Source organism: Candidatus Tumulicola sp. (assembly GCA_035601835.1).
Classification (GTDB): Bacteria; Vulcanimicrobiota; Vulcanimicrobiia; order Eremiobacterales; family Eremiobacteraceae; genus DATNNM01.
In genome coordinates this window covers 216,186-237,023 of sequence record DATNNM010000012.1, presented here as the reverse complement: position 1 = coordinate 237,023, position 20,838 = coordinate 216,186, and the positions used below count along the sequence as shown (strand labels likewise).

Sequence of the window (20,838 nt, the reverse complement as noted above, 5' to 3'; positions counted from 1 at the left end):
GCAGCACGTTCGCGATCGTGCGGACGCGCTTGGCCCGCCCGTGGCGGCGCTCCCACTCGATGTCGTCTAGGACGTTGCTTGCGCGGCCGGGGTCGAAGAGCGGGATCGTCTCGTAGGGATTGGTCGCCATGCTGAGGATCCTGACCAGATCGGCGACCGTCCACAGTGCGACCTTGTGCGTTTGGAGTTCCGCGTCGAGCGTGCCGAGCTGCTCGAACTTGGGGCCGATGACGGCGCAGTAGTCGGCGTGGTACTCATCTTTATACTTGATCGCTTCGGTCACGAATCCGCTGCCTTGGACCAGGCCCTTCACCGACGTCTTGCACTCGATCATCGAGCGGTAGGCTTTGGGGCCGAGCGGCGCGTCGATGACCCCATCGGGGTTGCGCTCGCCGCCGATGTGCTTGGCGATGTAGCCGAGGTATTCGAACGCCTCGCAGACCGCGATCTCGAAGTCGGTCGGATTGGTGCCGGTGGAGGTTTTTGTGAGCGTCTCGATGACGGCTTTGCGTTGCGGGTCTTGGCTTTGGTTTTGGTCCGGGGGTTCCGGCGTTGGGATGTCAGGCCAGTCATCGGGCGGCTGATTGATGGTGAAGGTGCGGTCGGTTTGGTTTTGGATGATGAGCGGTTTTCTGTCGTGCGCTTTGGTGCGCTCGATGTACTGGACGAGATGTCCGTAGAGGTTCTTGCGCAGCATGGTTTTGGGCAGCAGCCCTTGCGCGATGCCGATCTCCAGGATCTGTTGGGCGCTGCGCGGTTTGCCGTCGGCCAGGATTTTTTGGACGATCGGGATGAGGTAGGGGCGGGTGTGGGCTGCTTTGCACGGAGCTGAAGCTCCGTGGCTACGTTTTGGTGTGGGTTGGGCGTCGGGGATATGTAAGTCGAAGTCGGTTCGGGGGTCGAATGCTCCGATGAGTTGGTCTTGGTCCGCCGCGATCGTTATTTCGTTCGGCCACTGGTGGCCGCCACGGCCCACCGAAATGACGGCGATCTGTTCTTCACCGTCGTTTGACAGCGCCTGCGTGCAGTCGCCGACCTGCTTGGGACTCAGGCCCAGTCGCTTCAGCTCGCGGCTGAGGTGCGCTTTTGGGCGTACCAGCAGCGATTTCCAGGTCCGGCGCTCCACGATGAGTTCGTCCTCGAGTGCGGCATCGATGAGCATTCCCAGACAGTAGGTACCGTAGGAGCTTCCGTTTGTTGGCATTGTCAATCCTCGCTTCCGAGGATTGTTCACGACTTGGCAACGGGCTGTCTAGTGCCGGGAGTTTATTCTTTGCTCCTTGAGAGGTCGCAAGTAAGCACCGTTATGGCAGCGAAGGTACGCGAGGTGCTTGCGCGGCTTAAGGGAGACGGTTGGGCGCTTGATCGCGTTAAGGGAAGCCATCACATCTTCCGACATCCGATTAGGTCGGGGAGTGTCACGGTCGCTTACGATCGGGAAGGCGACGAAATCCCGGTGGGGACGTTGAGAAGCATCGAGAAACAGGCGGGCTGGCGATGAGATATGTTGCCGTAATTGAGCATGGCGAGACGGGATGGGGCGCATACGTGCCGGATCTTCCGGGGTGCACGGCCGTCGGCCCAACGCGCGACTTTGTCGCGGAGAAAATCCGCGAGGCTATTCTCTTGCACGTCGAGTCTTTGCGTGAACATGGTGAAGCCGTGCCAGAGGCTGCAGCGTTCGCATTGACCATCGACGCCGCTTAATGGTGGAAGTTTTGCTTCCGATGGAGAGACGGTGACGCGCTCGACGTCGAAACCAAAAAGACTTGAGCCGATTCATCCCGGCGAAATCCTGGCCGAAGACTTCATGGCACCTCGTGGTCTAACGGCCAATAGGCTGGCGCTCGAGCTGCGAGTTCCCGCGAATCGGCTGACCGAAGTCATTCGTGGCCGTCGCTCGATCTCGGCCGACACCGCGCTTCGGCTTGCGCGCTATTTCGACACTTCATCGGAGCTCTGGCTCGGCCTTCAGATCGAGTATGACTTGCGCGTCGCCCGGCACAACCTCGGCAAGCGAATAGAGCGCGAAGTGACGACTGCCCGGGGTTAGGTTCATGAAGCACGCTCGGCACAGGCTATCGGAAGCCGGCAGCCTGGCTCTTTCGCGGCAGCTGGATGCGGCGGTCCAGCGTGGCGACGCGCCGGGTGTGGTGGCGCTGGTCGTTGACCGTGACGGGGTGCTGTACGAAGGCTGCGCCGGCAAGCTCGACGTCGCGCGCAACGTGCCAATGATATCCGACGCCATCTTTGGCATCGCCTCAATGACGAAGCCGATCACCTCGGTCGCGATCATGATGCTCTTGGAGGACGGGAAGCTCCGGCTCGATGATCCGGTATCTGGACACCTCACGGGGTTCGAGGACTGGCGCGTCATCCAAGCTTTCGACGCGAGCGACGGCTCGTATGAGGCGCGACCGGCGAAACGCCCCGTGACGATCCGCCATCTGTTGGCACACACCTCGGGTATCGGCTACGCCTTCACAAGCCCGATTGTGGCCCGATTACAGGAAGACACGCAGAAAAGAGAGTGGGAGCTGCCCCTTCTGCACGACCCCGGCGAGAAGTGGACGTACGGCGCCGGTACGACTGTACTCGGAATGATTGTGGAGAAGGCCACGGGCAGATCGCTCGAAGCGTATTTTCAGGAGCGGATCTTCGGGCCGCTCGGGATGGCGGACACGTCGTTCGCGGTCGCTTCAAACAAGCAATCGCGCGTGCCGACGATCCACGATCGCACGAACGGAATGCTGCGGGAGCGGCCGCGAAAGGCCATCGACTCGACACCGACCGCTCCGTTCGAAGGGGATGGCGGTTTGTATTCGACGGCGCAAGACTATGGGTTGTTCGTGCAGATGTTGCTAAACGGCGGCACGCTTGGCTCGGTCACACTTCTGACCGAAGAGTCCGTGCGGCTGATGGGCGAAAACCATATCGGAGCGCTCTTCGTCGAGCAGCAGCCTGCTGCAGACCCGATCATGACAAAGCCGTTTCCGCTTGTCGCGGGGCGGGATCGGTTCGGACTTGGTTTTATGATCGCCTCGGAAGGCGACGGCGACGCGAAACTCCGCAGTCCCGGCAGCCTGAGCTGGGCGGGCGTTCGCAACACGCACTTCTGGATCGATCCGCGGCGGCACGTCGCGGGTGTCATGCTGATGCACTTGTATCCGTTCTATGACGACGGAGCAATACGCACGTTGAGAGATTTTGAACAGATCGTGTACCAGCATCTGGACTGACAGGTGCACGGAGCTAAAGCTCCGTGGCTACGGAGCGAGGGTGCACGGAGCTAAAGCTCCGTAGCTACATGTACCTCGCGGCAGATGATACTGCGGTTGGTCAGGGGGCGCAGGGGTCCGGGCGAGCCCCCGGCGCCAAACTGTTGTTTATCACGCCACCTGAGTCAACCGCGGTCCAGAGTGAAATGTCGACCTGCTCCCCCGGCTCCGTATCCCACGACCACAACTGCCAGCCTTTGAAGTGGTACAGGTTGCACGAGTCGATCTGCCACTGCTTGAGCGTCGCCGCGGCCTGCTGGACCGAGAAGGAAGTAAGCTCGCCGAATTCGCCCATGACGATCGGTTTTTGCTGAAAGCCGGCGAAGCCGAAGTTCGTCGCAGCTTGCGCGAGCGTGAGCCCCTGATCGGGATAGAGCGAAAACTTGACGTAGTCCACATTCGAGGACGCGATGGCCGGATACGGCTTGACGATGCGAGTGTTATCCCCGTTATCCCGCCAAACCGTGGGCGCATTCGGGGCGAAGAAGCCGATGTCGACGAACGTCTGCGGCGCTAGCGCCTTGATCTGCGCCGTCACCTCGTTCGCCCAGAACACCAGCCCGTCGTCCATCATCTGCTGGCGCGACATTGCGCTCGACATGTCGTACGTCTGCCCGTTCGCCGTGGTGACCATGCCGGCGTTCAAGCTCAGCGGCAGCTGATCGCCGTTGAAGTCCTGCTCGGGGCGAAGTTCGTAGGAGAAAATATCGTCCATCGGCGCACCGGCTGCGTTGAGGCCGTTGATGAGGTCGGTGAAAAACCCCTTATCGGCTGCCACGCCGCAACTGGTCAAATAGCGGAGATTCTGCCCGCCGAAATTGGCGCTGCACGGCGCGAAGCTCGGGTCGCGTCCGTATGCGAAATCTGTCGTCAGGACGGTGCGGATGCCGTGGCTTTTTGCGCGGCGCAGGAAGTCGGCGACGTTCGGCAGGTACGCGTTATTGAGCGGACCGTTCGCCGACAGGTACATGGAACCAAAACAGCATCCGTTCAAAAACACGCGCACCACGTTGTAACCGAGCGCTTCCATTTGGCTCAATGCGTCTTCCGCGCGCGCGGAGTCGTACAGACCGACGTTGAAAGTCGTGTGGGTGACCATCGATGAACCGTAAAAACCGTCGACCCGAGCCAGCCGTATGTAGTTGTTCCCGCGCGGCACAAACGTCTCCGGGCCGCCGCGGAATTCTCCGTAGCCGTTGACGACATGGATGTGGAGTCGGTCGAAGTGTACAGGATGGGCGTGCGCCAACGTGCCGGCTTGACCCGGCAGCGGCTTCACCGCCGGCACCGCTGACGATGACTGGCAACCGACCTGGAAGACGGCGAGCATTCCCGTCACGAGAACAAAGGAAATCAGACGCCGTCTGATCATCCTAATCACACTTTCTTTCGGATGCAGAGATGCAGATGAGAACAACTGGTCACTCGGTTGCTCGAAGACCGGCCGAATACCTGTCAAACGATACATGCAACTCGAAGGAATGAAATCTGTCAGCGACAATCAAGCCCCCAAATGGCGAAATCGATTCCGGCGGGTTGGCATAGCGTCACTCCTCGTCTCGTGGTTCATGACCCAGCCGGGCTGGTTCAGTTCCTCAAGGACGCGTTCGGCGCGAGCGGAGATTTCGTGACCACCGCGCCATCCCAGATGAGAATCGGCGATTCGATCATCATGGTGAGCGGCGTTGGCCCTCGCAAACCGATGCCGGCCTTTCTCCACCTCTACGTCGATGATGTCGACGCAACGTATGTGCGCGCATTGAAAGCCGGCGCCGTTTCGCTTGAGGAGCCTCGCGATGTGCCGTATGGAGATCGTCGCGCGATGGTAAAGGACCCTTACGGTAACGATTGGCAAATCGCTACGCATAAAGAGCCGGACTAAAGTCCGGCATACCACATTAGGCGGATAGCGGGCAAATGATCACAGTGACCCTCGACGATGTTCGTGCAACGCTCACGATGCGTGCAGACGGTTGGATGCATGGGGCTCGCGTTGCATACTACGTCGCGGGCAAAGTAGCGCACACGACGTTGGACGAGGACGGTTACGTCAACCAATCGAGGTTCCAGCTGATCCGCGTGCGGGGCGAAAAGTATCCGCTTTTGCTGGTGACCGTTCAGATGGAGGGTCGAGACACGACGGAACGTCCGATTGGGTTTCGCTACGTCGGCGCGCCCGCGTTGCAGCGCCTAGATCCCGAGGAGGTGCGCGACGACACCAATTCGGGCGACAAACTCGTGCGGCGCTTCAACGTCGCGGATGCGCAGCGCGTGTATCGTTGGGGCCAGACTTCAGGCATTCCGGTACGAGGCTCGTCGTATCTCTCGTATTGGTACGTGCGAGCATCCTCGGGAGCGCCATTGCTCATCGTAACGGAAAAGGCGACGCCGCGCCTGGAGCTGTCGCTCGGCGGCATCTGTTTCACGGAGATGAAATACTCAGACGATCCGTTCCGGTATCTCGTGCTCTGCAAGTAGAAACCCGCTAATTCGACGCTGGGCTCGCGGTTATTGCTATGGTGTATTCGGGTTGATCGTCCGCGCCGTTGGTTTTTTCGGTCAAGAGGACGTACGGATACCCTGCGCGGGACCACATTTGGCTTACGGCGCCGCTACCTCCACCTTGATCGACAGGACCGCTGGTGTAGCCGCCAGGCAAGTTTGCCTGCACAGCGTCCGACGCCATGTTGAAGAGCGCATTAAACGATTCGCTCCGTGCCGTCGAAGTGCAGGCGTACACATATGCGCTAAGAGTCTTCGAGAAGAGCACGAGGCACGTGATAAAGTGCGTGTGATCGGGCCACTCCGACGCTCTGTAAATCTCGTCGGTCAAACGCTGTCCGCGGAGCGCCATGAAGCCATCGTGGGCGTTCGCGAAGCCAATCGATAGGAACTTTGCAATCGCCGCCGGGTCATCGCTGTCCCCGCGGGCTACGAAGGGTGTCGAGGACAGCCCTAAGGCGAGGGATGCGGCGACAAGTATTCGGAGACCGCGAGCGTTCATCACATGGTACCCGAACTGTCCTCGTAAAGGAAGTTGTTCGGGTCGACTTGGCGCGCTTGAGCTTGAGATCCGGCAAAGTCGCCATCGACGACCCATGCGTTCACATGAATCGCTTGACCCTTCATGCCGGTGATGCACAGACGGTTTTCAAGCTCGGCACCGCTGAGCCAACCGCCTTGGGGCCCGTTTCCCGCCAATGTTTGCGTCAAATCAGGGCAAAACGCCGTGACGTTTCCGTAATCGATGATAGCGGTGACGTGCTTTTTCGCGTAGAGCTGAGTCGGTGTCGAGGTGGTCGCCCAAGTGTAATGTGCGATGATCACGACATGGCCGGGCTGGCCATGTCCGAATAGGCTGAAGCTTGCCGCTCCATCATCGACTTGGCCGCCAGGCCGTTTTGGCCAGCCAAGGGGTGCGAGACTGACAAATGGCCGGAGCAACAGGCAAACGATGCCGTGTCCGCCGCCGCGGCCGATGTCCATACCGCCAGGGCTGTCACTAATAAGCTTGCCCTTGTCGACGCCGAACACGTTATCGGGGGGATCGCAGGGCGACGAACTATCGCCGTCGTCTTCGTTGGGTTTCGGTTTGTTAGGGTTGTTGCCGCCGTTGTTGCCTCCGCCCCCACCGCCGCCGTCGCCCGGGCTCTCACCGGGGTTCGGCGTGCCGCCGTTGTTCGGCGCCTGACCTGGGTTTGGACCTCCGTTTGCGCCGGGTGCCGAACCGGGATTCGGCGCGCCTCCACCGGGGGAGCCATTGCCGGGGTCATCCCCTGGTTTCGGATTCCAACCAAGTGCCTGAACCGCGCCGCCCGGATAGCCCGCCATCCCCGTGGTGCCCAGATCGGCCCCGCCCATCCCGGCAGCAATGCTGTATGGGAATCCGCGGCTGCCGAGACTGGCGACTTGGATGCTGCGCTGAGACACGGCTTCGCGCGTGACGCGAATTTCGAGCACGCCGGGGTTCAGGTAGCCCCCCTTGTCGAGCATGCGCGCGTAGACGCCCGGCTTGATGATGCTCCACGGGGTGGGCGCGATGTCGCTGGGGACTCGAGCGAGGCCAATGGTGGCGAAATCCCTCATGATGGCGTCGTAGTCTGCCGCGCTGCTGACGAGCTCGTTACGTATGTTACGCAGCTCGACGATGGATTTACCGACGCCGCCCATCTGACCGAGCGCGGCGTCAAAACTGGGAATGCCAGGCACTTTAGACGAGATCTGAGTCCAGTACCGCTGGAGTTTCTCGTAGAAGCTCTCCTGCATGCGCGACTTGAAGTCGGGTAAGACCGTGTCCACGAGATGCCGTGAAGCCGGGGAAAGCTCTTGGTACTTCATGCCGGCCAGCAACGACCAGGTGAGGATTTGGACGTCATGGGGATTGTAGCCATAGGAAGTGCGGGCGAACAGCGCCGAGGCGATGTCGGCCCACCGGCCCTGGATCGGCGTGAGGCGGAACTTGTTGCGGGTCGGAACATGTTGATGAGCGAGCATGCAGTAGTTAAAGACGCTGATCGCATAATCGCCGACCGGAAAGTGCACGCGGCCGTCGTGCGAATGCGCGTACAGACTCTTGACGACATTTTGGCTCACCGGGCGGAATGGACCGCCGGGCAACGTCGCCGTTATCGGATATTCCGCGGCCGCGCTCAGGCGCAGGGGCTGCTCGAGGTTGAACTCGTCCCCCATCTGTTTGACGAGTTGCTTAGAGACGAGGTCCTTCGCGGCTTGGTGTACGGAAGGGATACTTGGAACACCAGGGATCCCGGGCAAGCCCGCTCGGGCAGGCCCGAACGCGAGAACGAGCGTCATGACAACGGCGAGTGACGCGAAGCGCAATATTAGTTTCATTTTTTTACCACCCGCGGAATAATTCTCACAGAGGCACGCGCCCGCCTTTCAAGAATCTACCGTGGTTCTCGGTGGAGGAGGGCGACTTTGAAACACCTGCTTGCTGCTATGTTTGTGTTCTTGCTGGTCGCGGCCGCAAAGGCAGACGCGCCAGATTCAATGATGATCCACGTGCGCATGGAGGCCGTGCTTCTTTCGGACAACGACGGGAGCAACCCGAAAGGCGTCCTCAGCATCGCGCAGCTCGAGCAGTGGATCGACAACGCGAATGAGTCGTTGAGGGTGTCGCATGCGAACATCGTCATCGACTTCGATCCGAAGAAGGACCTCGCGCGCGTGCGGAACAGCACGATCAACCGTCTGGACCATAACAGCAATGGGGTCGCATCGGTGCACGCCGCCAAATATCCGAACAAGATGGTCGTCTTCTTCCGCGCATACAATCCCGCGGGCTCGGGCGTCGCGGTGACCGGCAATGGCTACACCGCGTACAACGAGTACGTCCCCGTCGGCAGCTCTGGGTGCACGGGCTCTAGTACCTCAGGGTGCAGCGCGAGCTATACCGTGATGCCGTCGGTCTACTGCTATACGACCGTAGCGACCGACCGCGTCAAAGCCGGGCAGCCCTACGGGCCGCTGGGCCCCGATAAGTCGGGTTGCGGCATCAAGAACGCCGGCGGCTGGTACGTCTATCAGCTCTTCGGCCAACTCACGCATGAAGTCGGCCATTATTTCGGTCTGCCGCACACGTTCCCGGGGTCGTACGACTTCTTGTCGACGCCCGCGCTGCTGCAATCCTGGTATGATGGAACGCCTCGCGCCGGAACGAAACGGTCCATCAGGATCTATGACGGCGATTCGGCCGGTGGGCCGTTGATCGACGACGGAACCCCCATCATGAGCGGCTGGACGTTCACCGTGCCTGACACGCCGTCGGACGCCGGCGCCCATCTGTTCACGGACAACAACCTCAGCATGTGCGACACGCCCGATAAGACGATCAAGGATGGCAGCGGCGCGAGGGTGGTGTTCCACGCCGCGCGATACACTTTGCACGCCTCGTTCGCGGGCAAGCCTGTTGCGCTCACGTTTCGTCCGGACAAAGGCGACGTGATGAGCTACTTCGTGTGCAAGCGGCCGGCGACGTTCAGCGAGGGTCAAGTGGCGACGATGAGGCACGTTCTGACCACCGACCCGCAGCGCAATTATCTCTTGTGCCGGAATCCTGCGGATGCGGCCTTGCGCCCCTACATGACGTGCCCGAAGAAGCTCCCGCACATCGTTCATCGCCCGCCCTCGATCAAGATGCCGCAGGCGGGCAAGCCTTACACGGCGTTTTGAGCGGAAGGGCTACGCGGCGGTGGCTTTGGCTGGGGAAATCCATAGAATTCCACCACGCGAAGTCTGAGAAAGATTGTTCATTGGTCGTTGCAGGCTTGGCGGGGCCGCCCGCGTAATCACGCCATCCATCCAGGGGTGCTTTGGGGCAGTCGGAGGCCTACCGTGATCGATCATCGGCACAGGCGCACTGTTGATTCTGATTCGCTGGACGAAAAGCTCTCAGCCCTCGTCGATAAAGAACTCGCAAAGCGGCTCGTCGCCGCAAATCCAGAACTCTATCCCTCTATTGAAGAGCGCGCGATCCCCGCGGTGGCGACTGCCGCGGCGGTGCGGCGTTTTGCGATCCGCCCGTGGCACCTGACCGCCATTTTGGGGGTCTTCGCATTAGCGGCCGCTTACATCGTGGCTCGCTTGCTGATGCCGGCGACGGTGGCGCATCCGGTTTTCGCTGCTGGTTATAAAGGCGCGGCCGGACTAAAGGTCGGCATGCCTGTTGTTATCGCACCACAAGTCGTCAGCACACCACGATACACCGTCGCGGTGCCGAGCACGGTGACTGCGGCGCAGCACGCGGTAGTGTCGCGGCCGTATCGCACGATCCAAACTCGGCCCATTTGGCAAACCGCACCGAGAACCGCACCCCGGACCCAGTCTTCAACTTCGGCGTCGACCAATCCGAAAAACGAGTCCACCAACTCTGGCTCGGCCCCTGTTGATGATCCGACCACGGTTGACTCGGGCACACGAAGGAGCACGGGCGGACCCGTTTGGAACGAGCGGCCGCCGACCGGCGTGTTCAATCCAGGTGGCGTCGTCCCCGGTGGCATCATCATCGGCGGCGGCTACTGCACGCCGACGCGTGGCGGGTTCTTCGGGCACCGGTAGAGAGAACCGGGGCTAAAGCCCCGGCACTACATATGTTCGTTCGTCTGGCGGCAGCGCTGGTGCTGGTGCTCTTGAGCGCGGCATGCGCGAAGACGCAATCCGCGCAAGGGATGTTCTCCTCGGGTTCGACATCAGCTAACGCTTCGAGCTGCACGCCGACCATTTTCTCGCGCGAGCGGCCGGTTGGTGCTAAGGCGCGGCCCGGCATGGTGTGGATACCGGGCGCCGAGTTCTCGATGGGGTCGAATAATCCGAAGTTCGGCGACGCGCGTCCGTGGCACCGCGTGCGCGTGAGCGGTTTTTGGATCGCGAAGAACACGGTGACCAACGATCAATTCGCGCGCTTTGTTCAAGCGACGCATTATGTGACCGTCGCGGAGCGGCGCCCGAGTCCTAAAGACTTTCCCGGCGTGGCGGCTGCGGATCTTGTCGCCGGCTCGCTCGTCTTCACGCCGCCCGACCACCCGGTGGAGCTCAACGACGAGAGGCAGTGGTGGCGCTATGTACCCGGCGCGAATTGGCGACATCCGGATGGGCCGCGGAGTTCGATTGTCGGGCGCGGGGACTATCCGGCGGTGCAGATCGCGTTCGAGGACGCGCAAGCGTATGCGAAGTGGGCGGGGATGCGCTTGCCGACCGAGGCGGAGTTCGAGTTCGCGGAGCGCGGCGCGCTGAGCTGCAGGCAATACGCGTGGGGTGGGGAGTTCGCGCCGCGGGGTGTGACGATGGCCAACACGTTTGTGGGGCACTTCCCGGACCACAGTACTGCGCCGCACAATCACCCCACGACCATGCGGGTGGGTTCATTCCATCCGAACGGCTACGGTCTTTACGACATGTCCGGCAACGTGTGGGAGTGGACGTCGGATTGGTATCGTACGGATTATTACGCTTCTTTGGCGGCTGCCGGTGGCGTTGCCGTGAACCCGAAGGGGCCGGCGGATAGTCTTGATGTCACCCAGCCCAGCGTGCGCAAGCGATCGGTGCGCGGCGGCTCGTTCCTTTGCACGGATCAGTTCTGCTCGCGCTATGAAGTCGGCGGGCGCGGGCAAACCGAGCCCAGCAGTTCGGCCAATCATATCGGCTTTCGGGTAGCGGACTAGCCGGGGCTCCTCGCGGACGGGCTTTCTATGCCCCTTGACAGATCAAGCCACGCGCGTGATGCGTTGCTGTGCTTGCGCGTTTAGACCGGATATGGTATAAGGATTCTTGAGCCTCGGCGACAAGCCACCGGCTTGGCGAGATCGACCGTTGGAGTTCCTCGCATCCTCTAAAGACGATCTTTCCTCGTTTCCGCCGGAAGTCAAGTTCGTGACGGGCTACGCTCTGCGTCAGATCCAGCGCGGCAAGGACCATCCAGACGCCAAGGCTATGAAAGGCAACTTGCGGGACGTGATTGAGATCGCCGTGCGCGACGATTCTGGCCGCCGGACGTACCGCACGGCATGCACGACCAAGTTTGGCGACGTTGTTTACGTGCTGCACGCCTTCCAAAAGAAATCGATGTCGGGTATAGCTACTCCAAGGCGCGAATTGGAGCGGATCGAGCGTCGCCTTCAGACAGCCCAGAGGCACTGGAACGAGAACTATGGCGAGAAAGAACGATAAATCTGTAAGGCGCAGTAGCGGCAACATATTCGCGGATATTGGTCTCGACCAGCCGGAGGAAGCGCTCGCAAAGGCACGCATTGTCGAAACGATTGCGGATCTGCTCACGCGCAAGGAAATGAGCCAGGAGAAGGCCGGAAAACTCATCCGCCTAACTCAGCCTCAGGTTTCCCGCTTAATGCGAGGCGACACGCGGGATTTTTCCTATGAACGCCTCATGCGCGTTCTTACCTCATTGGGGCAGGATGTGGAGATCACCATTCGGCGGACGCGCAATCCGAAAAAGCGCGGGCATGTGTTGGTTCACGGGTGAAGGCGATGAAATATATTGCTGTAGTCGAGCATGGGGAAACTGGGTGGGGCGCATATGTGCCAGATCTTCCAGGCTGCACGGCTGTTGGGCCGACGCGCGACTTTGTCGCGGATAGGATTCGCGAGGCTGTCCTTTTGCACGTCGAGTCTTTGCGCGAGCACGGTGAGGTCGTGCCGGAGCCTGCAGCGGTCGCTTTCACCATCGACGCCGCTTAAGCCGGATGGCCGGACTTGCCCGGTCTCTTGCTTGCGGCCGACACGCGCGAAGAGTTGCTCGCCTCGGCGCCGGGGGCGATCGCCGATCATCTCGATGCGCTTCGCGACCGGAACCTGCCTGTGCCGAAACCTGGCCAGGTCGAGCTGATCCGAGTCACTGTCTAAACCGACCAAATACCTCCGGGGCTAAAGCCCCGGCACTACATTAATCGAATCGTTTAGGGCGCGACGGTGAGACCAAACGGGTTGGTTAAACCCGTGAACGATCCGCTTAACGGTTGCTGATTGCCGCTCGGGTCGTAGTTGTTCACCTTCGTACCGCCTTGCTCCGGAACGTAGATGCTGTCGCCGCGGGCATAGTAGAACGTGATGCGCGGAGAGGTCGAATTCGGGAACGTGCCGCTGATCGTCACCGTATTTCCCTGGGCGTCGTACACATGCCATGGGCCAGTCGGAGAGCAACCGTTGGCGTAGATATGCCCGGTCGTCGGAGCGAATACCACTCCGCAACTTTGCGTCGACCCGGTGAATGCCCCGGTTGTGGTCTGCAGGTTCCCCTGCTGATCGTAGACGGTCATGGGGCCGAAGAAATTGACGACGTAGAGGAAGCCGTTGGCAGAGTCGTACGCGATGGCTTCGGGGCCGTTCAGGCCGAGGAAGCCTCCGGTCAAGGTTTGCAGGTTTCCGTTCTTATCGTAGGCCGTAATGATCGAACTATTATTGGCCACGTATAGAAGACCGTTGGCCGGATCATAGATCATGCCGCGAGGGCTGCTGACTCCGGCGAAGGTGCCGCTCACCGTCTGCTGGTTGCCTTGCAGGTCGTAGACGGTGATCGTGTCATTGCCAGAGTTGGCCACGTACAGGAAACCGTTGGTGGGGTTGTAGACGACGTCATCTGGGAAGTTCGTGTTCGGAAAAGTTCCCGACACAGTTGCCGGGTTGCCTTGGAAATCGAAGACGAAAACTTTCGTGTTATTGGCGACGTAGATGAGCGGTGGCGGTCCCACCGGGTGCCCGAAGATGGTATTAGAATTGCAGCCGGCGAGCAGGGCAGCGGCGATGAGGGTTGGCAGCGTGTGCTTCATGTGCAAAATCCTCGCGGTCATGTGTGCGAAAAGTAACAAAGCTTCGCGGGGTTTCGCGAGCGAAGGGGGTAAGCCATCCCTGCGAGGTTGAGTTTCATGCTTCACACGCGCATCTGTGATCTCTTTGGGATCGAAAAACCTATTGTGAGCGCGCCGATGGCCGGGGCCGCCGGGGGCGAGCTTGCCGCAGCTGTCTCCGAAGCCGGCGGCCTGGGGCTTATCGCAGCGATGGGTCACGAGGCCAGTTGGCTCAAGGCTCAGATCCGGCTGGTGCGCGAACGGACCAGCCGACCCTTCGGTGTCGGCTTCGTCACCCATTGGTTGCCCGAGATGCCCGAGTTGTACGAGGTGGCGCTCAGCGAGCGGGTCCCGGTCATCTCGCACTCGTTCATCGATCCGTCACCTTATATGTCCGCCGCGCTTGCAGCGGGCGCGAAGGTCATCTGTCAGGTGCAGAGCGTTGAAGGGGCACTGTGCGCCTCGGCAGCGGGCGTTGCTGCGATCGTGGCTCAAGGTGCGGAGGCCGGCGGGCACACGGGGTCGATTTCGATGATGGCGCTCGTGCCGGTGGTAGCGAGTGCGGTGGCCCCGCTGCCGGTGATAGCCGCGGGCGGTATCGCCGACGGGCGGGCGCTGGCCGCGGCGCTCATGCTCGGCGCCGAAGGGGCCTGGATCGGAACCGCTTTTCTCGCATCGCCCGAGAGTTTGTATTCGCCCAACCAAAAGCGCCGCATCCTGGAGATGAGCGCGGCGGACACGATCCTGACTCGCGTTTTTGATATCGCTCGCGGCAATCCGTGGCCCGCGCACATCGCCGGCCGCGCGGCGCGCAATGCCTTTAGCGATCGATGGCATGGTCGCGAGGCTGAACTGGGAGCGGCCGCGGCTGAGGCGGTGGCTGACTTAGACGCTGCCGTCCGCGCCGATGACGTCAGCCGGAGGCCGGTATGGGCGGGAGAGGGCGTCGGTCTTGTGTCGACCACGAGGGGCGCCGGCGATTTGGTTCGGGATATTGTGGGCGAGGCTGAGCGCGTTATGCGGGAACGTGGCGGGCAAAGCTTGACACGGACCTAAAGGTCCGTGGCTACGTTAGTCGGGGTCCGTGGCTACGTTAGTCGGGGTCCGTGGCTACCTTGGTCGGGGTCTGTGGTTGCGATGTCGATTTCGTGGAGGGTTGTTCGTCGTATGGGTAGAGAGGAGAAAGTACGATGCGATTCATGATGCTGATGATCCCAAAGGGGTACGAAAAGGCTGAGGCGGACTTTCGACCGGACGCCAGGCTGGTTTCCGCGATGGGCAAGTACAACGATGAGCTGACCAAAGCGGGGGTGGTGCTCGCGCTCGACGGGCTGCACCCCAGCCAAAAGGGCGCGCGGATCAAGTTCTCCGGCGGCAAGGGCACTGCGACCGATGGGCCGTTCGCCGAGGCGAAGGAGCTGCTTGGGGGCTACTGGATGATCCAGGTCAAGTCGAAGGAAGAGGCGGTTGCATGGGCATTGCGCTGCCCTGCTCAAGATGGCGACGTGATCGAGGTGCGCCAGGTGTTCGAAGAGTCGGACTTCTAGATCGGAGCTGTGATGGAAAAGCTTGAAGGAAACCGCTCGCGCGGTTCGGGGGGCGATGGTTTGGACCGGACGCGTCATGAGCACGCTGATGGTGCTGTTCTTACTTTTCGATGCCACGATACATATTATGAGGCCGCCGGCAGTCGTGGAGGCATTCGCCAAGCTCGGTTTCCCCCAGAGCGCTGCTATCGGTCTCGGGATCACGGAGTTGGTCTGTATCGCCCTTTACGTCATTCCGCGTACCTCGGTGCTCGGCGCGATCTTGCTGACCGGCTATCTTGGCGGCGCGATCGCTACGCAGCTGCGCAGCGACCAGCCGCTCTTCAGCCTGGTCTTTCCGGTTCTTATCGCCGTGCTGATCTGGGGCGGGATTTTCTTGCGCGACGAGCGGTTGCGCGCATTGATCCCTCTGCGGAAGTAGCGTAGGAAGGAGAAAAATGTTATGAGATTCATGGTGATTGTCCCGGGCGACAAGAACTCGGAGGCGGGCCTTCTGCCGCCCAAGGAGCTCTTTGCCGAGATGGGGCGGTACAACGAGGAGCTGCGCAAGGCAGGCGTGCTGCTGGAGGCCGACGGGCTGCAGCCGACGTCGAAGGGCGCGAAAGTCAAGTTCGACGGCGCCAAGCGCACCGTGATCGACGGACCCTTCACCGAGGCGAAGGAATTGATCGCCGGCTTCTGGATCTTCGAAGTCAAATCGAAGCAAGAGGCGATTGAGTGGGTCAAGCGCGCTCCGTTTGACGGCGGCGTCGAGATCGAAATCCGGCAGATATTCGAGTTGTCGGACTTCCCGCCGGAGATTCAAGGCGCGCGCGAGGAAGCGCGGCGCTGACCGACTCCGACACCCATCGCGCGATCGACGCGGTCTGGAGGATCGAATCGGCCAGGCTCATCGCCGGTCTCACGCGGATCGTGCGCGATGTCGGGCTGGCCGAGGAGCTCGCGCAGGATGCTTTGGTTGCAGCGCTTGAGCGGTGGCCGGAGACAGGCATCCCCGATAAACCGGGCGCCTGGCTCATGGCCACCGCGAAGCATCGCGCGATTGACCTGCTGCGCCGAAGCAAGCGGCTGGAGCGCAAGCACGAGCAGCTCGGTCGCGAGTTGGAGACGCAACAGGAGATCGCGATGTCGGATCTCGACGGCGCGCTGGACGATGACATCGGCGACGATCTCCTGCGCTTGATGTTCATCGCATGTCATCCGGTTCTCTCGACCGAGGCGCGCGTCGCTTTGACGCTGCGCTTGCTCGGGGGTTTGACGACCGACGAGATCGCGCGTGCGTTCCTCGTTGGCGAGGCGACCGTCGCGCAGCGGATCGTCCGGGCAAAACGGACGCTGTCTGAAGCGCGGGTTCCGTTCGAGGTTCCGCGCGGAGACGAGCTGGCCGCGCGGCTGTCGTCGGTGCTCGAGGTTATCTATTTGATCTTCAACGAGGGCTACGCGGCAACCGCGGGCGACGATTGGATGCGGCCGGCGCTGTGCGAAGACGCGCTTCGTCTGGGCCGCATCTTGGCCGAGCTTGCTCCTCAGGAGCCGGAGGTTCATGGGCTCGTTGCGCTGATGGAAATCCAGGCGTCGCGTTCCGGCGCCCGCACCGGGCCGGCGGGAGAGCCTGTTTTGTTATTCGATCAGGACCGCGCGCGCTGGGACCGCATTCTGATTCGTCGCGGGCTGGCGGCTCTTGGGCGGGCGGAGCAGTTGGGCGGCGCGCTTGGTCCGTATGCGTTGCAAGCCGCGATCGCTGCTTGTCATGCGCGGGCGCGAACGCCTGATGAGACCGACTGGGCGCGCATTGCGGCCCTTTACGATGCGCTGGCGCAGATCGCCCCGTCACCCGTTGTAGGGTTGAATCGTGCGGTCGCCGTTTCGATGGCGTTCGGACCGGCGGCGGGTTTGGAGCTGGTTGATGCGCTGACGTCGGAGCCGTCGCTGCGAGCCTACCATCTCTTGCCGACCGTGCGCGGCGACCTGCTCGCCAAACTTGGCCGTTTGGGTGAGGCCCGCGCGGAGTTTGAGCGCGCTGCGTCTCTTACGCGGAATGCACGCGAGCGCGAATTATTGCTCGAGCGCGCGGCCGCGTGCGTACGCGGAGCAGTGCCGGACTAAAGTCCGGCATACCACATTCCCGGGGCTAAAGCCCCGGCACTACAAACCCAAATACCATTATTCGAGCTTCGCTCGGAACGCTACATTTAATTACGATAAAGGCACGGACCTAAAGGTCCGTGGCTACATTTTCCGGGGCTAAAGCCCCGGCACTACAAATTCAAAATAACACGTCCGGGGCAAAAGCCCCGGCACTACATTTAAGAACGCTACATTTAGGTGGCCACATCCTCCAAGAGGCCCATTAGGGTACGCATACGCTGTCTGTCGTTCACCAAATCCGACGATGGGCCGTCGTACACCACGCGGCCGTCATCCAACACATACGCCCGACTCGAGATCTTCAGCGCCAGCAGCGCGTTTTGCTCGACGAGCAAGATCGAGACGCCGTGCGCCTTGAGCTCTTCGAGCGTCCGATACAAGTCGATGACCACGATCGGCGCTAAGCCTTGCGAGGGTTCGTCGACGAGCAGCAACGTCGGATTTCCGACGAGCGCGCGGCCGATCGCCAGCATCTCCTGCTCGCCGCCCGAAAGCCGGCCCGATTTGCGATCGCGCAGCTCCTTGAGTTTCGGGAAGCGCTTGAGCACCGCGGGGATATTCCATGCACCGTCACCGGTACCGCGCTCCGCAAGCTGCAGGTTCTCAGTGACCGTCAGAGCGGCGAACACCCGCCGCCCCTCGGGCACGTAGCCGACGCCGCAGCACGCGATCTGGAACGGAGCCTTTCGCTGCACGTCTTGGCCGTTGAAGCGAATACTGCCGCTCTTCGGCGGCGTGAGTCCAAGAATGCTGCGCAACGTCGTCGTCTTGCCGGCTCCATTGAGTCCGAGCAACGCCACGATTTCCCCGGCTTCGACGCGCAGCGATACGTCGCGCAGGATATGACTGCGTCCGTAATACGTGTTGATGCGATCGACTTCGAGCAGGTCAGACACTGGCGACCTCTTCGGTTCCCAGGTAGGCGTCGCGAACCGCCGGATCCGCTAGCACGCTGGTCGGCACGCCGCGCGCGATCACGCGACCGCGTTCCATGACGGTGACCTCATCCGCCAGCGCGGATACAAAGCGCATATTGTGCTCCACGAACAGCACCGTGAGCCCAAGCCTCGTGTGCAGGTCGCGGATCACGCTCAAAATGCCGTCCGTTTCGGCTTCGGCGAGACCGGCCGTCGGCTCATCGAGCATGACCAGCTGCGGCGAAACCGATAGGCTCATCGCGATCTCGACCAAGCGCTGGCTGCCGTGCGAGAGCAGCGACACGATTTGGTCGCGCGCCTTGCGCAGGTTGACGAAACCGAGCAGCTCGTCGATGCGTTCGTCGACCGCGCGGCGCTGCGCGGCCGAGAGAGGCCGGAAACGTTGCGCCAACGATTTTTGGCTGTTGACGCCGATGGCGAGATTCTCGGTGACGCTGAGCTCGGGGAAGATGCTCGGCGTTTGGAAGGTGCGGCTGATGCCCATGCGCACGCGCACGTGGTTCGGCGCGCGGGTGATGAGCTGCCCGCGAAAGTAGACTTCGCCGGCGTCGGGCATGAAGTAGCCAGTGAGCGCGTTGAACAGCGTCGTCTTACCGGCGCCGTTGGGACCGATGATCGCCTGCAGGTCACCGGGCTGCACCGACAGACTCACCTGATCGACGGCTTTCACGCCTCCGAACGAGAGCGAGACCTCGCGCGCTTCCAGCAGCGCTCCTGCTACGGCCGTGCTCATGGCGTCTTGGCCTCGGCTACGGTTACGGCTACGGTGCGGCGCTGGCGCAACGCGAGGCCCAAGATGCCGCGCGGGAAGAGCAAGACGCATGCCACGAACATCCCGCCGATGATGATCTGCCAGGCGTGCGTCCAACTGCTCAGCACGTTCTGGCCGATCACGTAGATGGCGCTGCCGAGCAGCGGCCCCCAAAACGTTCCCGATCCGCCGAGCACCACCATCATGACGAAGTCGCCGGATTGGTGCCAATCGAGCAACAGCGGATAAGCGAACTCTATGGACATCGCATAGAGCGCGCCGGCGATGCCGGCAACGAAGCCGGAAATCGCGAGTGCTCCGAAGATGAAGCGATCGCTGTTGAGCCCGAGATAGCGCACCCGCACCTCGTTCTGTCCGATGGCCACGAGGGTTCGGCCGAAGGGCGAACTCACGACGTACCACAGTCCGAGCATCACGAGCCCGAAAATCGCCAGCACGAAGTAGTAGAAGAAATATTCATGCGAGCCGGCGCTCCAGGAACCGATGCGCAGCAGCGGTCGGGTCACCGTCATGCCGTCCTCGCCGCCGGTGATGTTGGTCATGCGGTAGGCGATGAAGTAGAACACTTGTCCGAAAGCGATGGTCAGCAGCGCGAAGTAGATGCCGCGCCGCCGTATCAGAAACGGCGCGAGCACGAGCGCTCCGACGAGTCCGGCGATCGAGCCGACGGCGATCGCCAGCAAGAAATTCGGCTTGATGTATTGCACGAACAGCGCCGCTCCGTATGCGCCCAAGCCGAAGAACGCAGCGTTGCCGAATGCCATGGTGCGCGTGTAGCCGACAAGCAGGTTGACGCTGGCGGCCGCCAAGCCGAAGAGCAGCACGGTCACGCCGAGGGTGATGTCCAGCTTCGCGAGCGGCATGAGCATCGGCAGCGCGAGCAGCAATAGCGCGAGGACAGACAAGCCGAGGATCGTCCGCCAGCGGCTCATCCGAATAGACCCTCTTCGCCGAAAAGCCCGCGCGGCCGGATGAGCAGCACGACCGCCATCATCAGGTACATGACCAGTTCCGAGGCGACGGGTATGTACAGCGTCGCGACGCTCACCGCCACGCCGATGAGCAGACCTCCCACGATGCTGCCGGTCAGGCTGCCCATGCCGCCGATCACGACGGTGATGAACGCGGGCATGAGCAAGTTGTTGCCCATGTTCGGGTTCAGACCGAGCAAGCCGGCGGCGAACACGCCGGCCACGCCTGCGAGCAGAATGCCGATGGCGAAGTTCGCCATGTACAAAAGCTGGGTGTTGATGCCGAGCGCCGCCAGCATCTCGGAATCTTGCACGGCCGCGCGCAAACGCAGACCGAGCCGCGATCTGTAGAGAAAGACCACGAGGGCCGCCATCACGACCAAGAGCACAACGGCGATCACCAACCGGTAACTGGGCAGCGGCGCACCAAAGACGTTGGTCGCGCCGAGCAAGTAGGTGGGCGGCCCAAACGGCACCGCGCTTGGCCCCCAGATGAGGCGATAGGTCTCTTCGGCGATGAGCGACAAGCCGAACGTGAGCAGCAGACTGTAGATAGGCAGTCGTTTGTAGAGCGGCGACACCAACAACCGCTCGGTGAGGATGCCCACGACCATCGTGAGCAAGGCCGCAATGATCAATGCGTACCAAAAATTCGTGCCGCGGCTGACCAGCGTGAAAGCGAGGTAGCCTGCGAGCGTCATGAATGAACCGTGCGCCATGTTGATGGTGCCGGTCAGGTTCATGATCAGCGACAGGCCTATCGCGACGATCGCGAAGAATGCGCCGAGGACGATGCCGTTGACGAGTTCCGGCAGGAGGCGTTCGAGCATAGGTTCGGGGAGCGGCGCGTGCCGCTCCCCGCTTC

Annotated in this window: 24 protein-coding genes; 16 read left to right on the top strand and 8 right to left on the bottom strand. The window is 61.6% G+C overall.

What is annotated here, in order from left to right; genetic code table 11:
- On the bottom strand, positions 1–1,204 hold a 1,204-nt coding region (locus VN934_08880), incomplete at its 3' end, for a hypothetical protein (protein HXM18916.1).
- Between the two features lie 534 nt (positions 1,205–1,738).
- Here VN934_08880 and VN934_08875 point away from each other — a divergent pair.
- Both VN934_08875 and VN934_08870 read left to right on the top strand, forming a co-directional pair.
- Entirely contained in the window at positions 1,739–2,053 is a 315-nt protein-coding gene (locus VN934_08875; protein HXM18915.1) for a HigA family addiction module antitoxin, read from the top strand.
- A gap of 4 nt (positions 2,054–2,057) precedes the next feature.
- Positions 2,058–3,239 carry a serine hydrolase domain-containing protein gene (locus tag VN934_08870; GenBank protein ID HXM18914.1) on the top strand — a complete coding sequence of 394 codons (1,182 nt, stop codon included), beginning with the start codon at positions 2,058–2,060 and terminating at the stop codon, positions 3,237–3,239.
- A 100-nt stretch (positions 3,240–3,339) separates the two neighbouring features.
- On the opposite strand, the gene VN934_08865 is transcribed toward VN934_08870, so the two are convergent.
- Positions 3,340–4,650, bottom strand: coding sequence for a hypothetical protein (locus tag VN934_08865; GenBank protein ID HXM18913.1), 1,311 nt, complete (start codon positions 4,648–4,650; stop codon positions 3,340–3,342).
- A gap of 141 nt (positions 4,651–4,791) precedes the next feature.
- On the opposite strand from VN934_08865, the gene VN934_08860 reads away from it, so the two are divergent.
- Positions 4,792–5,160 (top strand): VOC family protein, encoded by a 369-nt coding sequence (locus tag VN934_08860; GenBank protein HXM18912.1) that lies wholly within the window; start codon positions 4,792–4,794, stop codon positions 5,158–5,160.
- A gap of 35 nt (positions 5,161–5,195) precedes the next feature.
- Positions 5,196–5,756 carry a hypothetical protein gene (locus tag VN934_08855; GenBank protein HXM18911.1) on the top strand — a complete coding sequence of 187 codons (561 nt, stop codon included), beginning with the start codon at positions 5,196–5,198 and terminating at the stop codon, positions 5,754–5,756.
- 525 nt (positions 5,757–6,281) lie between these two features.
- Here VN934_08855 and VN934_08850 read toward each other — a convergent pair.
- Positions 6,282–8,129 (bottom strand): hypothetical protein, encoded by a 1,848-nt coding sequence (locus VN934_08850; GenBank protein HXM18910.1) that lies wholly within the window; start codon positions 8,127–8,129, stop codon positions 6,282–6,284.
- Positions 8,130–8,216: 87 nt separating this feature from the next.
- On the opposite strand from VN934_08850, the gene VN934_08845 reads away from it, so the two are divergent.
- From VN934_08845 to VN934_08815, 7 genes are all read left to right on the top strand, one after another.
- Positions 8,217–9,470 (top strand): hypothetical protein, encoded by a 1,254-nt coding sequence (locus VN934_08845; protein ID HXM18909.1) that lies wholly within the window; start codon positions 8,217–8,219, stop codon positions 9,468–9,470.
- 162 nt (positions 9,471–9,632) lie between these two features.
- Positions 9,633–10,355, top strand: a complete 723-nt coding sequence (locus VN934_08840) for a hypothetical protein (protein ID HXM18908.1) — start codon at positions 9,633–9,635, stop codon at positions 10,353–10,355.
- Between the two features lie 32 nt (positions 10,356–10,387).
- Positions 10,388–11,458 carry a formylglycine-generating enzyme family protein gene (locus VN934_08835; GenBank protein ID HXM18907.1) on the top strand — a complete coding sequence of 357 codons (1,071 nt, stop codon included), beginning with the start codon at positions 10,388–10,390 and terminating at the stop codon, positions 11,456–11,458.
- Between the two features lie 148 nt (positions 11,459–11,606).
- Positions 11,607–11,963: a type II toxin-antitoxin system RelE/ParE family toxin gene (locus VN934_08830; GenBank protein HXM18906.1), complete on the top strand. Its 357-nt coding sequence runs from the start codon at positions 11,607–11,609 to the stop codon at positions 11,961–11,963.
- The gene (locus VN934_08825; protein ID HXM18905.1) at positions 11,944–12,276 is read left to right on the top strand and encodes a helix-turn-helix transcriptional regulator; all 333 of its coding nucleotides are present in this window, start codon (positions 11,944–11,946) and stop codon (positions 12,274–12,276) included. The genes VN934_08830 and VN934_08825 overlap by 20 nt, the downstream gene beginning before the upstream one ends.
- A gap of 5 nt (positions 12,277–12,281) precedes the next feature.
- A complete protein-coding gene (locus tag VN934_08820) occupies positions 12,282–12,491 on the top strand; it encodes a type II toxin-antitoxin system HicB family antitoxin (protein HXM18904.1) in 210 nt (69 codons plus the stop codon).
- A gap of 15 nt (positions 12,492–12,506) precedes the next feature.
- Positions 12,507–12,656, top strand: a complete 150-nt coding sequence (locus VN934_08815) for a hypothetical protein (protein HXM18903.1) — start codon at positions 12,507–12,509, stop codon at positions 12,654–12,656.
- A 53-nt stretch (positions 12,657–12,709) separates the two neighbouring features.
- Here VN934_08815 and VN934_08810 read toward each other — a convergent pair whose 3' ends face one another.
- Positions 12,710–13,579, bottom strand: coding sequence for a beta-propeller fold lactonase family protein (locus tag VN934_08810; protein HXM18902.1), 870 nt, complete (start codon positions 13,577–13,579; stop codon positions 12,710–12,712).
- Positions 13,580–13,675: 96 nt separating this feature from the next.
- Here VN934_08810 and VN934_08805 point away from each other — a divergent pair, with 96 nt between their 5' ends.
- From VN934_08805 to VN934_08785, 5 genes are all read left to right on the top strand, one after another.
- The gene (locus tag VN934_08805; GenBank protein ID HXM18901.1) at positions 13,676–14,653 is read left to right on the top strand and encodes a nitronate monooxygenase; all 978 of its coding nucleotides are present in this window, start codon (positions 13,676–13,678) and stop codon (positions 14,651–14,653) included.
- Between the two features lie 134 nt (positions 14,654–14,787).
- Positions 14,788–15,144, top strand: a complete 357-nt coding sequence (locus VN934_08800) for a YciI family protein (protein HXM18900.1) — start codon at positions 14,788–14,790, stop codon at positions 15,142–15,144.
- A gap of 76 nt (positions 15,145–15,220) precedes the next feature.
- On the top strand, positions 15,221–15,565 hold the full coding sequence (locus tag VN934_08795; protein ID HXM18899.1) for a DoxX family protein: 345 nt from the start codon (positions 15,221–15,223) through the stop codon (positions 15,563–15,565).
- 30 nt (positions 15,566–15,595) lie between these two features.
- Complete coding sequence (locus VN934_08790; protein ID HXM18898.1) at positions 15,596–15,976, top strand: YciI family protein; 381 nt, start codon at positions 15,596–15,598, stop codon at positions 15,974–15,976.
- Positions 15,916–17,250 carry an RNA polymerase sigma factor gene (locus VN934_08785; GenBank protein ID HXM18897.1) on the top strand — a complete coding sequence of 445 codons (1,335 nt, stop codon included), beginning with the start codon at positions 15,916–15,918 and terminating at the stop codon, positions 17,248–17,250. Before VN934_08790 ends, VN934_08785 begins: the two co-directional genes overlap by 61 nt.
- 215 nt (positions 17,251–17,465) lie before the next feature.
- Here VN934_08785 and VN934_08780 read toward each other — a convergent pair whose 3' ends face one another.
- From VN934_08780 to VN934_08765, 4 genes are read right to left on the bottom strand one after another with little or no spacing between them, the layout of a single operon-like run.
- Complete coding sequence (locus VN934_08780) at positions 17,466–18,188, bottom strand: ABC transporter ATP-binding protein (GenBank protein HXM18896.1); 723 nt, start codon at positions 18,186–18,188, stop codon at positions 17,466–17,468.
- Positions 18,181–18,963 (bottom strand): ABC transporter ATP-binding protein, encoded by a 783-nt coding sequence (locus VN934_08775; protein ID HXM18895.1) that lies wholly within the window; start codon positions 18,961–18,963, stop codon positions 18,181–18,183. Before VN934_08775 ends, VN934_08780 begins: the two co-directional genes overlap by 8 nt.
- On the bottom strand, positions 18,960–19,934 hold the full coding sequence (locus VN934_08770; protein ID HXM18894.1) for a branched-chain amino acid ABC transporter permease: 975 nt from the start codon (positions 19,932–19,934) through the stop codon (positions 18,960–18,962). Before VN934_08770 ends, VN934_08775 begins: the two co-directional genes overlap by 4 nt.
- Positions 19,931–20,803: a branched-chain amino acid ABC transporter permease gene (locus VN934_08765; protein HXM18893.1), complete on the bottom strand. Its 873-nt coding sequence runs from the start codon at positions 20,801–20,803 to the stop codon at positions 19,931–19,933. The genes VN934_08770 and VN934_08765 overlap by 4 nt, the downstream gene beginning before the upstream one ends.
- Positions 20,804–20,838 lie beyond the last annotated feature (35 nt).

What these genes read in the sequence shown, in the direction of transcription:
- VN934_08800 (HXM18900.1), top strand. Translation starts at nt 14,788, where the DNA reads ATGCGATTCATGATGCTGATGATCCCAAAGGGGTACGAAAAGGCTGAG.
- VN934_08820 (HXM18904.1), top strand. Translation starts at nt 12,282, where the DNA reads ATGAAATATATTGCTGTAGTCGAGCATGGGGAAACTGGGTGGGGCGCA.
- VN934_08805 (HXM18901.1), top strand. Translation starts at nt 13,676, where the DNA reads ATGCTTCACACGCGCATCTGTGATCTCTTTGGGATCGAAAAACCTATT.
- VN934_08795 (HXM18899.1), top strand. Translation starts at nt 15,221, where the DNA reads ATGAGCACGCTGATGGTGCTGTTCTTACTTTTCGATGCCACGATACAT.
- VN934_08775 (HXM18895.1), bottom strand. Translation starts at nt 18,963, where the DNA reads ATGAGCACGGCCGTAGCAGGAGCGCTGCTGGAAGCGCGCGAGGTCTCG.
- VN934_08770 (HXM18894.1), bottom strand. Translation starts at nt 19,934, where the DNA reads ATGAGCCGCTGGCGGACGATCCTCGGCTTGTCTGTCCTCGCGCTATTG.
- VN934_08870 (HXM18914.1), top strand. Translation starts at nt 2,058, where the DNA reads ATGAAGCACGCTCGGCACAGGCTATCGGAAGCCGGCAGCCTGGCTCTT.
- VN934_08850 (HXM18910.1), bottom strand. Translation starts at nt 8,129, where the DNA reads ATGAAACTAATATTGCGCTTCGCGTCACTCGCCGTTGTCATGACGCTC.
- VN934_08790 (HXM18898.1), top strand. Translation starts at nt 15,596, where the DNA reads ATGGTGATTGTCCCGGGCGACAAGAACTCGGAGGCGGGCCTTCTGCCG.
- VN934_08860 (HXM18912.1), top strand. Translation starts at nt 4,792, where the DNA reads ATGGCGAAATCGATTCCGGCGGGTTGGCATAGCGTCACTCCTCGTCTC.
- VN934_08810 (HXM18902.1), bottom strand. Translation starts at nt 13,579, where the DNA reads ATGAAGCACACGCTGCCAACCCTCATCGCCGCTGCCCTGCTCGCCGGC.
- VN934_08865 (HXM18913.1), bottom strand. Translation starts at nt 4,650, where the DNA reads ATGATCAGACGGCGTCTGATTTCCTTTGTTCTCGTGACGGGAATGCTC.
- VN934_08855 (HXM18911.1), top strand. Translation starts at nt 5,196, where the DNA reads ATGATCACAGTGACCCTCGACGATGTTCGTGCAACGCTCACGATGCGT.
- VN934_08765 (HXM18893.1), bottom strand. Translation starts at nt 20,803, where the DNA reads ATGCTCGAACGCCTCCTGCCGGAACTCGTCAACGGCATCGTCCTCGGC.
- VN934_08835 (HXM18907.1), top strand. Translation starts at nt 10,388, where the DNA reads ATGTTCGTTCGTCTGGCGGCAGCGCTGGTGCTGGTGCTCTTGAGCGCG.
- VN934_08825 (HXM18905.1), top strand. Translation starts at nt 11,944, where the DNA reads ATGGCGAGAAAGAACGATAAATCTGTAAGGCGCAGTAGCGGCAACATA.